Annotated in this window: 13 protein-coding genes and 2 tRNA genes; 10 read left to right on the top strand and 5 right to left on the bottom strand. The window is 45.2% G+C overall.

Translation table 11 applies throughout. The annotated features are described in order from the left end of the window. Positions 1-111 precede the first annotated feature (111 nt). The 5 genes from ACR3I3_RS00135 (at position 112) to ACR3I3_RS00115 (ending at position 4,000) form a co-directional block, all read left to right on the top strand. Positions 112-1,455 carry an RNase J family beta-CASP ribonuclease gene (locus ACR3I3_RS00135; RefSeq protein WP_440952572.1) on the top strand — a complete coding sequence of 448 codons (1,344 nt, stop codon included), beginning with the start codon at positions 112-114 and terminating at the stop codon, positions 1,453-1,455. Positions 1,456-1,486: 31 nt separating this feature from the next. Continuing rightward, positions 1,487-2,455 (top strand): polyprenyl synthetase family protein, encoded by a 969-nt coding sequence (locus ACR3I3_RS00130; RefSeq protein WP_440953807.1) that lies wholly within the window; start codon positions 1,487-1,489, stop codon positions 2,453-2,455. Between the two features lie 203 nt (positions 2,456-2,658). After that, positions 2,659-3,684 carry an AmmeMemoRadiSam system radical SAM enzyme gene (gene amrS, locus ACR3I3_RS00125; RefSeq protein ID WP_440952571.1) on the top strand — a complete coding sequence of 342 codons (1,026 nt, stop codon included), beginning with the start codon at positions 2,659-2,661 and terminating at the stop codon, positions 3,682-3,684. Between the two features lie 146 nt (positions 3,685-3,830). Continuing rightward, positions 3,831-3,903: transfer RNA gene (locus ACR3I3_RS00120), tRNA-Asn, on the top strand. 22 nt (positions 3,904-3,925) lie between these two features. Beyond that, a tRNA-Ile gene (locus ACR3I3_RS00115) sits at positions 3,926-4,000 on the top strand. A gap of 206 nt (positions 4,001-4,206) precedes the next feature. Here the strand turns inward: ACR3I3_RS00115 and ACR3I3_RS00110 are convergent. After that, positions 4,207-5,163 (bottom strand): cache domain-containing protein, encoded by a 957-nt coding sequence (locus ACR3I3_RS00110; protein WP_440952570.1) that lies wholly within the window; start codon positions 5,161-5,163, stop codon positions 4,207-4,209. A gap of 94 nt (positions 5,164-5,257) precedes the next feature. Here ACR3I3_RS00110 and ACR3I3_RS00105 point away from each other — a divergent pair, with 94 nt between their 5' ends. Continuing rightward, positions 5,258-5,995, top strand: coding sequence for a phosphoribosyltransferase (locus ACR3I3_RS00105; RefSeq protein ID WP_440952569.1), 738 nt, complete (start codon positions 5,258-5,260; stop codon positions 5,993-5,995). A gap of 9 nt (positions 5,996-6,004) precedes the next feature. Here ACR3I3_RS00105 and ACR3I3_RS00100 read toward each other — a convergent pair whose 3' ends face one another. From ACR3I3_RS00100 to ACR3I3_RS00090, 3 genes are all read right to left on the bottom strand, one after another. Beyond that, the gene (locus ACR3I3_RS00100; RefSeq protein ID WP_440952568.1) at positions 6,005-6,337 is read right to left on the bottom strand and encodes an ArsR/SmtB family transcription factor; all 333 of its coding nucleotides are present in this window, start codon (positions 6,335-6,337) and stop codon (positions 6,005-6,007) included. Positions 6,338-6,442: 105 nt separating this feature from the next. Further along, entirely contained in the window at positions 6,443-7,573 is a 1,131-nt protein-coding gene (locus ACR3I3_RS00095) for a UDP-N-acetylglucosamine--N-acetylmuramyl-(pentapeptide) pyrophosphoryl-undecaprenol N-acetylglucosamine transferase (protein WP_440952567.1), read from the bottom strand. A gap of 105 nt (positions 7,574-7,678) precedes the next feature. Then, on the bottom strand, positions 7,679-8,098 hold the full coding sequence (locus ACR3I3_RS00090; RefSeq protein WP_440952566.1) for a diacylglycerol/polyprenol kinase family protein: 420 nt from the start codon (positions 8,096-8,098) through the stop codon (positions 7,679-7,681). Positions 8,099-8,468: 370 nt separating this feature from the next. On the opposite strand from ACR3I3_RS00090, the gene ACR3I3_RS00085 reads away from it, so the two are divergent. The 4 genes from ACR3I3_RS00085 (at position 8,469) to ACR3I3_RS00070 (ending at position 12,423) form a co-directional block, all read left to right on the top strand. Next, complete coding sequence (locus tag ACR3I3_RS00085) at positions 8,469-9,521, top strand: lysylphosphatidylglycerol synthase transmembrane domain-containing protein (protein ID WP_440952565.1); 1,053 nt, start codon at positions 8,469-8,471, stop codon at positions 9,519-9,521. A 60-nt stretch (positions 9,522-9,581) separates the two neighbouring features. After that, positions 9,582-9,974, top strand: a complete 393-nt coding sequence (locus tag ACR3I3_RS00080; RefSeq protein WP_440952564.1) for a DUF2209 domain-containing protein — start codon at positions 9,582-9,584, stop codon at positions 9,972-9,974. A gap of 15 nt (positions 9,975-9,989) precedes the next feature. Then, entirely contained in the window at positions 9,990-11,240 is a 1,251-nt protein-coding gene (gene hflX / locus ACR3I3_RS00075) for a GTPase HflX (protein ID WP_440952563.1), read from the top strand. Between the two features lie 508 nt (positions 11,241-11,748). Beyond that, complete coding sequence (locus ACR3I3_RS00070) at positions 11,749-12,423, top strand: CehA/McbA family metallohydrolase (protein ID WP_440952562.1); 675 nt, start codon at positions 11,749-11,751, stop codon at positions 12,421-12,423. A 105-nt stretch (positions 12,424-12,528) separates the two neighbouring features. On the opposite strand, the gene ACR3I3_RS00065 is transcribed toward ACR3I3_RS00070, so the two are convergent. Then, positions 12,529-13,548 carry an AI-2E family transporter gene (locus ACR3I3_RS00065; RefSeq protein ID WP_440952561.1) on the bottom strand — a complete coding sequence of 340 codons (1,020 nt, stop codon included), beginning with the start codon at positions 13,546-13,548 and terminating at the stop codon, positions 12,529-12,531. Between the last annotated feature and the right edge of the window lie 196 nt (positions 13,549-13,744).

Genomic DNA, 13,744 nt, shown 5'->3' with positions numbered 1-13,744 from the left:
GGACATGTAAATGGTCGGTCGTAAATACATCACAGATCACATTCATTTTTTGGTCAAGGGACCAAAGGAATCATTTGTATATAAAATAACCAGAAGTTATTGGAGGAAAATATGACAGATATTGGAATAATAGCAGTAGGCGGATATAATGAAATGGGCCGCAACATGACTGCTATAAGAGTTGACGAGGACATCATTATCGTAGATATGGGTCTGAGGCTGGATAGGGTCCAGATCCATGAGGATGTGGAAATTGATAAGATGCATTCCCTCGAACTGATCGAAATGGGTGCAATCCCTGATGATACGATCATGAAGCAGGTCAATGGCAATGTTGTTGCTATCGTTTGTACACACGGTCACCTTGACCACATCGGTGCGATCTCAAAGCTTGCACACAGGTACACCGCCCCGATCATTGGTACACCATACACTGCTGCCCTTGTTAAGCAGCAGATCGACTCCGAGCGTAAGTTCGGTGTAAAGAACAGGATCATCCCTGTTGAAGCAGGTGGTATCTACCAGGTCAATGATGAAGTGTCCATTGAGCTTATACGTGTCCAGCACAGTATCATCGATGCTGTGTTCGTTGCAGTCCACACACCTGCAGGTGCCATCCTTTATGCCTGTGATTTCAAGCTCGACCGCATGCCCACACTGGGTGAGCAGCCGGACTTTGAGAGGCTCAGGGAACTTGGACAGGAAGGCGTTATCTGTATGATGGTGGAGAGCACCAACGCAGGACGTGCCGGTAAGACACCTTCCGAGAGGATCGCTCACGATATGCTCCGTGATGTACTTCTTGGTACAGAGGAATCCGATGTGGGTATGATTGTGACTACCTTTGCTTCTCACATAGCCCGTATCAACTCTATCATCCAGTTCGCAGGCGAGATGGGACGTATCCCTGTGCTCATGGGACGTTCCATGGACAAGTATGTTGTAACTGCAAAGGAAATGGGATATATCGACTTCCCTGACAACGTAGAGGTGTACGGGAAGAGGAAGGATATTGACAGGGCCTTCAAGAAGATCATGAATGAAGGTAAGGAGAAATACCTCCCGATAGTAACAGGTCATCAGGGTGAGCCGGGTGCTATCCTTTCAAGGATCGCGAATGGTGACACACCATATGAGATCGAGTCCGGTGACCGTATTATCTTCTCTGCGAACGTTATCCCGAGTCCGATGACACAGGCAAACCGCTATGCTCTGGAGACCAAGATAAGGATGAAGGGCGGACGTATCTATGACAATGTCCACGTTTCAGGACATGCATACCGTGAGGACCACTGGGAACTTCTGAGGATGATTAATCCTGAGCATGTCATCCCTGCACATGGTACTATCGAAATGCATAGTGCATACATTGAGATGGCAGAAGATGCAGGCTACATCCTTGGTGATACCGTGCACCTGCTGAGAAATGGTGAAGAATTATATATTGAAGAATGATCACTTGAATTATAACATGGTCGTGGTTAGTATGGATCTTATGGATGAAATAAAAAAACGAAGTGTGCATGTCGATAAGGGTATAGAGGAAATGCTCCCCATCGAGCATCCTGAAGAGCTTTACAAGGCATCAAGATACTTGCCGGATGCAGGTGGAAAGCGTCTCCGTCCTGCCGTCCTTATGCTCGCAACTGAGGCTGTTGGCGGCGACCCCATGTCAGTTGTTCCGGCAGCAGTGGCACTGGAACTGGTCCACAATTTCACCCTTGTGCATGATGACATAATGGACAATGACGATATCAGGCGCGGAATGCCTGCGGTTCATGTAAAATGGGGCAGTGCAGGTGCTATCCTTGCAGGAGATACTCTCTATTCCAAGGCCTTTGAGATCATCTCATCAATGGAAAAGGACCCTGAAAGGATCCTGAAGTGTGTAGCTCTTCTTTCAAGGACATGTACCGAGATATGCGAGGGCCAGTGGATGGATGTCGAGTTCGAGACCCGTGATGCTGTTTCAGAGGAAGAGTATCTTGAGATGGTCGAGAAGAAGACATCTGTGCTCTATGGTGCAGCCGCAAAGGTCGGTGCTCTGCTTGGCGGAGCTTCCGATGAGGTTGCAGATGCACTTTATGAGTTTGGCCGCCTTGTGGGTATCAGCTTCCAGATACAGGATGACGTTATCGATATGGTGACTCCTGAGGAGATCCTCGGCAAGGTTCGTGGAAGCGACCTGGTGGAAGGCAAGAGGACCCTCATAGCTATCCATGCTCTCAACCATGGCGTTGAGCTTGAGATCTTCGGTAAAGGCGAGGCTGCCACATCGGAGCAGATCGACGAGGCAGTTGCCATTCTTGAGAAGTCCGGTTCTATCGGCTACGCACAGGAACTTTCCGCATCTTCCCTTGAAAAAGGTAAGAAGATGCTTGATATCCTTGAGGACTCTGAAGCAAAGGAGATCCTGCTCGCTGTAGCGGATTACATGGTCACAAGGAACTACTGATAATTCGTTTCCTTTCCCCTTCTCTATGGAGGGGTGTGCTTTTCTTTTTTGGTTTGTTTTTTCTATTACTCCTGCTTCCCTATCTTTGAATTTTCTTATCTACATCTACCTGTTATCCCTTCAATTTTAGATCGTTTCAAATCATCTTCATTTTAAAGAAGGCTTTTTAAGTATCCGGGATAATGTTGTCTTGGGGAATGCTAATGCTCAAAGAAGCGATGTTCTATGAAAAGCTGGATGAGGGGAAAGTTCAATGCAACCTGTGCAACCACAGGTGTAAGATATCTCAGGGTAAGACAGGTATATGTGGGGTAAGGGAGAATCGTGATGGTACGCTTTATTCACTGATCTACAACACCGTTTCCAGTGAGGCAGTGGATCCGATCGAGAAGAAACCGCTGTTCCATTTCAATCCGGGATCGAAAGCATACTCCCTGGGTACGATCGGATGTAATTTCAGGTGTAAGCATTGCCAGAACTGGACGATATCACAGGTAAAGCTGGACGAGGCCCTGTCCGTGGAGATCACTCCTGAGGAAGCGGTATCCAGGGCTCTTGCGACAGGCTGCAGGTCAATTGCCTGGACCTATAACGAACCTACCATCTGGTATGAATACACCTATGATTCTGCAAAGCTTGCAAAGGAGGCAGGACTGGATACTGTATATGTTACCAACGGTTTCATCACTCCGGAAGCTTTGAGACACATCTCACCATATCTTGATGCCTTCAGGGTGGACATCAAGGCTTTCACAGAGGATTTCTACAGGAAGGTCGCCAGTGCCAGGCTTGCACCGGTCCTGGAGTCTGCAAAACTGGCAAAGGAGTTGGGGATGCACGTGGAGGTCGTGAATCTCATAATCCCCACAATGAACGATTCTGAGGATGAGCTTCGACAGCTGGCCACATGGGTCTATGAGAATCTCGGCGCCGATACTCCTATACACTTCACCCGGTTCCAGCCGCATTACAAGATGAAGGACCTGCCGCCAACCCCGGTGGAAACCCTTGAGGCTGCTCATGAGATCGCAACAGAAGTGGGACTAAAGTACGTCTATCTCGGCAATGTGTTCGGGCACAGGTATGAAAGCACATATTGTCCTTCCTGCGGAGAGTTGCTGATAGGGCGCGGACTCTTTGATGTGAGCGAGTATAATATTACTCCGGAGCACAAGTGCCGCAATTGTGGGGAGTCTATCAACATATTTGGTGAATACGGCGGTCTTTGAAGGGCACTTTTAGGTGGTAATATGCTAATAAGTACTGAAAAATTGCTGATTTTCCCGCTTGTTGGCAGCCCTTTTGTCGTTCCGAACAAAAGGTTTAAATTCCAGAACTGCATAGGGAGGAATCGTGCGTTGAAGCGCAATCAAGTGCCGCTATAACTCAGTTGGTAGAGTGTCTGGCTGTTAACCAGAATGTCACAGGTTCGAGCCCTGTTGGCGGCGTATTCTACTTACTCTTTTTTGAGGGCCTATAGCTTAGTCTGGTTAGAGCGCTCGGCTCATAACCGAGTGATCACCGGTTCAAATCCGGTTAGGCCCATCTAATTATCTCTAATTTAGTTATTTTGTGCAGATGTTATCTTTTGAGAGAAGTTATCTGCTGTTTCTTTGCAATCTCTAAGTTTTGTTATAGAATTGATCTATTTCCTTGTATTAATCCTTTCTTTATCTTGACGGAATTTTACTTGAAAAAGAGGGGTGGATGCATTAAGAATCGAATGGTATCTAGATGCATCGTCTTTGTTATTAGTTCAAATAGACTCCTGCACCGAGCCACCAGGTATCATCGACCTTCTGCACGTAGCTCATCTTGGGTTCAATTGTCATATTGTGGGCGGGGTTGTAGTAATGGTAGAAAATGAAACCTCCGCCATGTTGCGCCAGGAAGATCTCTACCCTGGTATAATTTACTCCATAAGAGTCCTGAAGCCCGGATAGGTCGGTTCCAATTAATTTAGGCTGGTAAGGCATTGCAAGTGTCGTTCCATTATAATCGAAGGCATAAATGTAGAGATTGTCTCGTATAAACGTGCCGTTCTGGTCATTGAACTCCGCGATCGCAGCATCCTTTCCGTTTGTATTTGCATACTCAATCGCTTCTCCTACAAAAGATTCCAGTTCTTCTCTTACCTGTGGATCAGTTCCCATTTTCACAACAGGTGAATCCTCTTGCGGATCGTAGATGCCGGCTCCGATGAACCACTCATTGTCTACCATCATCACGTAGCTGAGTTTTTGTTTGACCGTGAAGTTGTCTGCAGGGTCTACATAGAGATATCTTACGAAGCCTCCGTTGGACTGCGCAGTGGCTGCCATGTCCTGGATAAATGCGGTGCCGTTCGCATTCGTGATATTCCACCGGTTGGTACCGATGATCTCAGGCTGGAAGGGAAGGGCCAGTGTGTTGCCCTCAGTATCGTAAGCAAAGATATAGAGTTCGCCTTCGACGAACTGGCCGTTCTGGTTATTGAATTCCCTGAGAGTAGCTTCCTTTCCATGGACGTGCGCATATTCATAAGCTATCTCTACGAATGCCACGAGTTCTCCGGGAGATACGGTGGAACTGGAAGTTGAAGACAGTGTGTCTGCCGGAATTGTTTCCGATTGGTTCTGAGGATTTGCGTTATCGGTGCCCGTACATCCGGCACTAAGGATAGTTATCAGTACGAGTGCAACAGTAAAAAGGATTGTATTAGTTTTCATAAATAAGAATTAGAGTTTGAAGCAATAAATATTAAGGTCTTTCAGGATTTCAATATTCGTAACATTTTTACAGAATAGGGAACAACTTTGTATTATGGGAGATGTGAGAGGACATTCTCCAGCTGATCGTACATCTTTTAGATGCGATATGATGAGTTTTGGTGAATCGTATAACCTCGCTAAGGCACTTGCCAGAAAGATAAAGGACTCAGGTGATCTGCCTGACATAATAGTTGCTATCGGCAGGGGCGGTTATGTACCTGCGAGGCTGGTATGTGATTTTCTGCTTTTCGATAACCTTACAACAATAAAGATCGAGCACTACAAAGGAGCTGCAGACATACAGGAAATGGCAACGCTAAAGTTCCCGCTCTCAGTTGATATCCATGATAAAAACATCCTTGTCGTAGACGATGTTACCGACACTGGCAAGACACTAAGTGTTGCTGTGGACTATCTTGAATCCCTTAATCCGGCAGATATCAAAACAGCTGTCTTGCAGCACAAAATATGTTCCGATTTCGTGCCGGACTTTTATGCCCGGAAAGTTGTTAAATGGCGCTGGATAATCTACCCCTGGGCTGCTTACGAAGATCTTGCAGGATTTACCGAGAATATAATTGGTCAAGATACTTTATCCACTACGGAGATCTGTAACGAGTTTGATTCCCGCTATACTATATCCATTAATGAATCGAATCTGACAGAAATACTCGAAGATCTTCATGAAAGGGGCAGTATAGATTGTATTTCTAACAATGGGAACAGGTTATGGAAAAAACGAGCATCTCGAACTAACCTGCGGTTGAGTAGATTAGAAGACCACCGGTAATTTGATCTCTTAAACTTCTACTTTGTACTTCATACCCTCTTCTGTTGGATGGTATATGATCCAGTTTCCACTCTTTTCCCTCTGTATAAGCCCGCTATCCACAAGGATCGAAAGATGGTAGGATAGTTTTGAATCGGGTATGCCTGTTATCTCTTTGATAAGGCAGACACACAGGGGCTGCACCAGTACCAGGTTTAGGATCTTCAGGCGTATTGGTGAGGATAATGCGTGGTGTATGCTGCTTTGCCTGGCGATGCTATCATCATCTGCGATCCTCAGTGCGATTCCTTCAGCTCCTCCGAGCAGCTTAACTTCGTTTTCGATCGGTTCGGGAATTATCATTAGTGCACCAACTGGAATTAGTACTGTTTTAGATTTATCTAAACGCTTTTCTAGTTATGGTTCCGGAAGTGAAATAGCTTTTGTAATACCGAGTTTTTCTGAAGATCAATGCATGTACATTGATTCCAGCATTTTCGTGATGGAAGAAGGCCCGTCAAGCGCATCGGACAGTTCGTGCAGCTCTTTGCTCTTCTCCAGTAGCTTTCCCTCGTTTATGACCTCATGGATGTGCTCAAGGAGCTGTTCAGGAGATATGGAATAGTCCAGCTTTTTTCCGCATCCATCCTCTTCGAGAGCTGTAGCGTTGTTCTGCTGCTCGTTATGATCGATGTCCGGGAAAGAGAGCATGGGGATGCCAAAAGAAAGTGCCTCCATCATCGTGCTGTGGCCTCCGGGTGCAATAACGAGGTCGGAACTTTTGATGAATGGGAACTGGTCTTCAATGAACCTTAGTATGGTCACATTCTCAGGCAGGTCGGTAAAATCATCTGGATCGACACTTGGGCCTGACAGGAGTGTATAACTGATGGTTTTGTCCAGTCTTGCAGTTTCTATGACCTTCCTGAATATCGGCTCACGATATCCGAATCCACCTACTGTGGAAAGCACATGGGGTCTGGGTAGGTCTGCTCCGGTAACTTCATCGTACTTCTTTCCTACAAGAGGGCCACTGTAGAACACAGAGTCTTCCAGTTCTTCTTCCAGCTCAATGTTCATACGGCAGATCGTATCCGGCATCGGATAGTCCGGTATGATGATGCCGTCCACCTTTCTGAATATCAGATTGTAGAACCTTTTGATCCCTTTTCCAATGGCTTTCATGAAGGCTCCTCTGTTGTAGAAGAATTCCTCCATGTTCGACTGGTTCATCATCAGGTAAACAGGCTTCTTCCTGAACATTGCAGCCATCGTGGCGGTGTAGTGGCTGTCTGATACCACTACATGGGGGTCGAACTTTTTCAGTTGCCTGTTGATCTTAAGGATACCAAGCAGCTCTCCGCTTCTGACGGTGGCAAGAACAGAGGCCTTTAGGTCAAGGCTTCCTGCATTGCCCACAAGCTGGATCTCGGGAGGGATCTCAATGGTATTCAGTCCTTTCCTGTCAATCAGTTCCCTGGAATATCCGTAGGCACCAATAAGCACGTCATGTCCTGCCGACTGCATCTCTTGTGCAAGCGGTATACAGCGGCTTGTATGTCCCAGTCCTTCGCCGCATACGAAGAGCATTATTCTCATTGTGATATCCTTTCCCTGTTACGTTCTTATATTTCTACAAAGCCTACTTGACCCTGACCTGGTAAATAAAGTTATTCTTTTCGATCCGTGGCACAGGGTACCCCTTCATAACGAAGAATAAACTATCAACACAAGATATCCTGCCAGACCTGAAAATAATGGTATCATCAGATTGTCGTCCAACCTGTATGTAAGTGTCTCAACGATCGTTGCCACCAAAGCCATAGGGAAAGCTATGATCCAGTTCGCGAGGAAGAAATAGCCAATGGCAAGGTTTACGATGAATTCGGATATGACCCCTTCCCATGCCCTGTCCGGCAGTCCTTTGATCCAGTTCCTTCCATAGCTTATCCCTATCAAAGCTGCTGCGCTATCACCAAAGGTCGTCATCAGTATTGCAGCAGATGCGATCTCTTCTGAGAAGATGCTTATGGCAATTATGCTTCCTATCAGAAAATGTATATTTCCACTCAGTCTGTCCTTTTCCTTTGAACGGTAAAGTTTCCAGAAGATGGGTATCTTCATCCCCTTTTCCACCCGGAAGTACTCTACTGTCAGGAAGCAGCAAAGGAAAAACACCAAAAGGTCAAGTGTAAAACTTTTCCCAAAATAATGGTATATAAGAACAATGAATAAAGATACAAAATGTATGGTCTTTCTGAAGAATTCTTTGAAAAAAACAGAGTTCCTGATGTTTGATAGCATTTTTGTACCTTCCGTTCTCCTTAAGGTCCAATTTCGTTCCCGATCTCTTTTGCATTTTTAAGCAAATTCATATTAAAAATGTTTCATATGGATTATATCCTTTGGCTATGCTTGTGGTCAATGAATATCAAAACAAATCAATTATATGTGACTACGAATATATTGTGCAGCATAACTTCAACTGAACATCTTGCTATCTATAGGAATGATATATGTGAACGATCTAAGGAAATGGGTTTCAATTTCGCTTTTCATAAGTGCCATTTCCATTGTTCTTGTAATGTTCTATACGGTAGACCCTCAGACACTGGAGCTCATCAACAATATCAGGCCAGAGTTCCTGCTGGCCGCTGTTGTTCTACACCTTAGCTCCTATGTGTTCTGGGGCCTGCGTACACGATCGATGTGCGGGTCACTCGGATTCAGGGTTGGCTTTTTCAGGGCCATAGAGATCGTTACATCAAGTACTTTCCTCGCTTCCGTCACTCCTTCCTCGATAGGCGGAGAACCGCTGAGGATCCATCTGCTCAACCAGGACGATGTTCCTGTGGGAAATGCCACTGCAGTTGTACTTGGGGAACGACTGCTTGACGGTATCCTTATAATGATGGCAGCTCCGGTTTCCCTGCATCTGTTCCGCAGGCTCATATCAACTTCCGGACTGGATATGTTGATAATGGCCGGGGAGCTAGCTCTGATAGGTGTGTTCATGATGGTTCTATATGCAGTATGGCATCCCCATCACACAAGGAAAACGCTTAAGTTCCTGTTTCACAGGGTCGCTGTTTTCCTTGGTAAAGGAAATGACCTCCGTCTTAACAGGATCATGGGAAAAATGGACCTGGTCATTGAGGATTTTCACTACAGCATGTCATTCTTCGTCACAAAGGGGCGTAACGGACTGCTATTCGGAAGCATATATACCATCCTCTTCTGGGCGGTCGAGTTTGCCATGGTACCAGTGATCCTTCTGGGACTGAACCAGCCTCCTTCTGTCATGATTTCCTTTGCTGCACAGGTGCTGCTCATGATACTGCTGGTTATTCCTGTCACTCCGGGTTCAAGTGGTGTTGCAGAGCTTGGTGCAACGTCCTTGTTCTCGGTTTTCGTTCCGGCCTACATGGTTGGTATAGTTGTTGTTGCATGGCGCGTCTTCACACTTTACATGAATCTCATTGTAGGTGGTTTTGTAAGCTTTAAAATACTAAAGGACACTGATTATATCCGGAACATGATGAAATGAACCATTTGATGAACAGGAAGCGATATTTGAACTAATAAAACTAATTATGCGAGTAATAGAATGTTTCCAATAATAGCCGTTGATATCTCAGGACGACACAGGATAGGACAGGGGTACTATATGGTCTGTGCTGCTGTTGCAGTCGATGTGTCTGCAACTCATATCGAATCAGTTTCCCAGATCGCTATCAAAACGTTCCTGGTATCCTCAGCACCAGATATCGCTGATGTCGTCAGCATCATCGAGACAACAGTTGCAGAGATAAAATATCCGGGAACCATCGTGGTTGAGCATGGTGACTTGTACAATCAGCCGGAATGGCTTTCAAAGAACATGTTCTCACGTGAGTTCAAGTATCAGGAATCCCTGAGTGAAAGGCTGGCGATAGAATTTGCCCACCACGTATCACTGAGTTCGAGGAATCTTCTTATGAAGGAATTGGGTATTGATTGAGTCCGGGGTTGTAACATGAAAAAGGTCATTGTTGTCCAGCGAAATGATCCTAACGCCGATGAAGGTGAGAATGAGCGGAAGCTGGCTGAGCTCAAAGAACTGGCACATGCGGCAGATTACGTGGTTGTGGGGTCTATGGTGCAGTCCCGCTATCCTGACAGGAAATACCAGATAGGCCGCGGAAAAGTGGATGAGCTTGCAGAGTTTGTGGAAGCTCTGGAAGCTGAGAAAGTGATCTTCAACAACCAGTTGTCAACGACTCAGATCTACAATATCTCTGAGACCTGTAAATGTGAAGTGATGGACCGGTTCCAGCTCATCCTTGAGATATTTGCTTCACGGGCCACAACAAGACGTGCAAAACTGCAGGTTGAGCTTGCAAAATTGCAATATGAGCTTCCAAGGGCCAAAACGATTGTTTCTCTTCTCAAGAAGGAAGAGAAACCTGGTTTTATGGGTCTGGGAGGTTATGAGGATTCCTACGAGCAGGATATCAGGAAAAGGATCGTGAGGATAAGGACCGAACTCGTGAATTCCTGTAAGGGAAGTGAATCCCTCCGCAGCTTCAGGCATGAAAGGGGTTTTTCACTGGTAGCGCTGGCAGGTTATACTAATGCAGGGAAAAGCACTCTATTCCAGTCTCTTGTGAAAGAAGGGACAATAGTGGAGGATATGCTCTTTACAACTCTCTCCCCTACAACGCGTTCCCTTACGATCAACCAGCGAAAGGTGCTCCTGACAGATACTGTGGGTTTTATCGAGGATCTTCCACACTGGATGGTGGATGCGTTCAGGTCAACTCTTGATGAGATATTCCTTGCTGATATCATCCTGCTTGTTGTGGATATGAGTGATCCTGTGGAAGTCATCAGGAAAAAACTGGCAGTAAGTCATGATATATTCTGGAAGAGGACCGAGGGTGCTGCAATAGTCACTGCTCTTAACAAGACCGATCTGATTTCCGATGAGGAACTTCAGGATAAGCTGGATGCTATCAGCTACCTTGCTCCTCATCCTGTAATGATATCCGCGTCATCGGAACAGGGCCTTGATGAACTTAAGGAGCTTGTATATCATAAGTTACCAAAATGGGAGCATTCCCTAATCTCCGTTCCGATGTCCGAAGAGGGTATGTCTATGGTCTCATGGCTTTATGATGAAGGAATAGTTCATTCTATTGAATACGGAGTCTCTATTATTATGGAGATTGAGGCACGGAATGAGATCATTCAAAAAGTAAGACCATTTGAGATCTCTTCAGAATAATATAAAATAGCTTCCAGCATTAGTTCGTACTATCACGAAACGTTTATATATGTTCGGATCGTTTGTATATTTGCGAACGGGTTTTCCTTAATAAATCCTCTTAAGTGCTAAACCATAAATCCTCTATATGTTCGACTTGATTCATCCCGTTCGCTTTTTCTTCATTTTCCCCTCCCTCTTTCTTTCCTTCTCTCTCCTTCCATTTTGTTTTCCCACATTTTTATTCAATTATGCAACCCATCTCCGATATCTTCCGAATAATATTTCTTAATTCTTAATATTCGTTCGTACCCACACGAAACGTTTATATATCTTGGAAACGTTTGTATATTTGCGAACGGGTTTTCTTCATACATCCCCTAAGTACTACACCACAAATCCCCTATGTAATCGACTTGATTCACCCCCGTTCGTTTTTGTTATTTATCCTCCTGTTTTTTCTTTTTTTATCCATTTATGCATAGCTTTCTTCAAAAAGTTTATAACCGGAAAGCGCAGCATTGTCTATATGCGTATTGATCTCCATGTCCATTCCTGCTTTTCAAAAGATAGCAATGCTGATCTGGATTCTATTCTTGAGCTTGCAAAGAAGAATGGCCTGGATGGTGTTGCTATATGTGACCATGATACACGTGCGGGAGGTCTTGCCTGTGCCAGAAGGGCAAAGGAGATCGGATCAGATATCATAGTGATCCCGGGTGTGGAGGTCACATCTTCCAAAGGTCATATCCTTGTGCTTGATCCGGACGGGGACATAGATCCCGGAATGACGCCTGAGAGAACGATCGAACGAGCCAGGGATCTCGGTGCTGTTGTGATAATACCTCATCCTTTCAAGATAACTTCCCATGGCATTGGTTATGTTGAAGGCCTTGATGCTGATGCTGTGGAGGTTCTGAACTCACGGTGTGTGACCGGTGGTGCCAACAGCAAAGCAAAAAAAGTAACTCAGGAACTTGGTATCCCTCAGGTGGGTGGCAGTGATTCACATGAGGCAAAGATGGTGGGCTGTTCCTATACAGAAGTGGACGCTTCAGAAAGGAATGCTGAGGCCGTACTCAAGGCCATACGTGAAGGAAAGGTAACTGCCGGAGGTCGAAGGACCCCTGTTTCCTATGTTATCAAACAGGTAATAGTTGGCAGGATCAAAAAGGCAAAGATCGCCCTTGGAATAAGGAAATGAAGGTTTCAGTTCTATCTCCAGCTCCATTTGTATCTTGATCGCTGTTTGATTGCTGTTGCAATCCTTCCTGGTCCCGGACCACAGAATGTTGTTTTCTGCCAGTATTTACTCCTGAAGGTACTCCTCGTTGAACATCTTCAGTACCAGAAGGAACGTTGAGATCATCAGGGGTCCAACAACGATACCTACGATACCAAAGAGGTAGATACCCACAAATATTCCGAGCAGTGATACAAATGGATGGATGGCCCCTACTTTTTTCTGGATATAAGGCCTGAGCACATTGTCGATGTTACTGATTATGATGCCTACTACAAGGATCGCAACACCTGCAACGTAGTTCTTCAATACGATCTGTATGATAGCGGCAGGTATCCATACAAGAGGTGCACCTACAACGGGCAGGAATGAAAGGATCGCAGTTACTGCACCCCACAATGTTGCTCCCTGTATACCTACTGCATAGAATGTCAGTCCAAGCAGTAGTCCCTGAAGGATTGCAATCAACAGCGTGGCAATAAGGGTTGATTGTATGACATTCTTGAGCTCGTTCAGGAGCTTATCTGTGTTCCTGTTGTTGAATGGGACGAAATCCTTAAGCTTTGTCTCAAAACCCGTGTTCGTGGTTGTGAACAGGTAGTATAGCAAAAAGAACATTATTGTCAGGGAAATGATCTGTCCGCTTATATTCTGCAATGCTGATAACAGGTACCTGCTAATGTATGTGCCTGCAGTTGATACAATTCCAACTACTTTTTCCTCGATGTTCAGGTCAGGTGCAACTTCGTTCAGGTACTTAATGTTCTCTGTGATATCAACATAGCTAATATTGTTCACAATTCCGGCAATAACGCCTTCCAGCTCCCCTACAATAGACACAAAGAGGAAGTACATGGGTAACAATACTAGTATCACTGAGAGGACCATCACTGAGATCGCAGATATGTCCTTTCTGAGCTTCAATCGCTCTGTAAGCAGGCAGTATGCCGGTTTGAAGATCACGTAAAGGATGAATGCCCCAAGAAAAGCATTAATGTAGGGAAGAAGTGCATAGCTTAGCACAACTGCGAGTATAATGATGCATAAAAGTGCTAAGATCATCTTCACGGATCGTTCTTTTCTCATCACAAGTCATCCTGTTTTATTATATTTATAGTGTTCGAAGGAGTGGAGGAGGATGAATTCGATATGCAATATTTTACTGTACTGCTTTGATCTGAAATATGTGTGGGTTGAGAATAGGGGATGTGTCTGTAATCGGTAAGCTGTAATGTTAGCATACCCGAATATCCGGGTATAATTTATCGGAGTTCCAAAAAGT

This window comes from Methanococcoides mangrovi (assembly GCF_052057775.1).
In the GTDB taxonomy this organism is placed as follows: Archaea; Halobacteriota; Methanosarcinia; order Methanosarcinales; family Methanosarcinaceae; genus Methanococcoides.
Note: the sequence above shows the minus strand (reverse complement) of the source record. Positions and strands in the feature narration are given on the sequence as shown.

Excerpts from the sequence above, each read along its gene's own strand:
- ACR3I3_RS00130 (WP_440953807.1), top strand. The coding sequence starts at position 1,487 with ATGGATCTTATGGATGAAATAAAAAAACGAAGTGTGCATGTCGATAAG.
- hflX (WP_440952563.1), top strand. The coding sequence starts at position 9,990 with ATGAAAAAGGTCATTGTTGTCCAGCGAAATGATCCTAACGCCGATGAA.
- amrS (WP_440952571.1), top strand. The coding sequence starts at position 2,659 with ATGCTCAAAGAAGCGATGTTCTATGAAAAGCTGGATGAGGGGAAAGTT.
- ACR3I3_RS00105 (WP_440952569.1), top strand. The coding sequence starts at position 5,258 with ATGGGAGATGTGAGAGGACATTCTCCAGCTGATCGTACATCTTTTAGA.
- ACR3I3_RS00110 (WP_440952570.1), bottom strand. The coding sequence starts at position 5,163 with ATGAAAACTAATACAATCCTTTTTACTGTTGCACTCGTACTGATAACT.
- ACR3I3_RS00135 (WP_440952572.1), top strand. The coding sequence starts at position 112 with ATGACAGATATTGGAATAATAGCAGTAGGCGGATATAATGAAATGGGC.
- ACR3I3_RS00090 (WP_440952566.1), bottom strand. The coding sequence starts at position 8,098 with ATGAAGATACCCATCTTCTGGAAACTTTACCGTTCAAAGGAAAAGGAC.
- ACR3I3_RS00080 (WP_440952564.1), top strand. The coding sequence starts at position 9,582 with ATGTTTCCAATAATAGCCGTTGATATCTCAGGACGACACAGGATAGGA.
- ACR3I3_RS00100 (WP_440952568.1), bottom strand. The coding sequence starts at position 6,337 with ATGATAATTCCCGAACCGATCGAAAACGAAGTTAAGCTGCTCGGAGGA.
- ACR3I3_RS00095 (WP_440952567.1), bottom strand. The coding sequence starts at position 7,573 with ATGAGAATAATGCTCTTCGTATGCGGCGAAGGACTGGGACATACAAGC.
- ACR3I3_RS00070 (WP_440952562.1), top strand. The coding sequence starts at position 11,749 with ATGCGTATTGATCTCCATGTCCATTCCTGCTTTTCAAAAGATAGCAAT.
- ACR3I3_RS00065 (WP_440952561.1), bottom strand. The coding sequence starts at position 13,548 with ATGAGAAAAGAACGATCCGTGAAGATGATCTTAGCACTTTTATGCATC.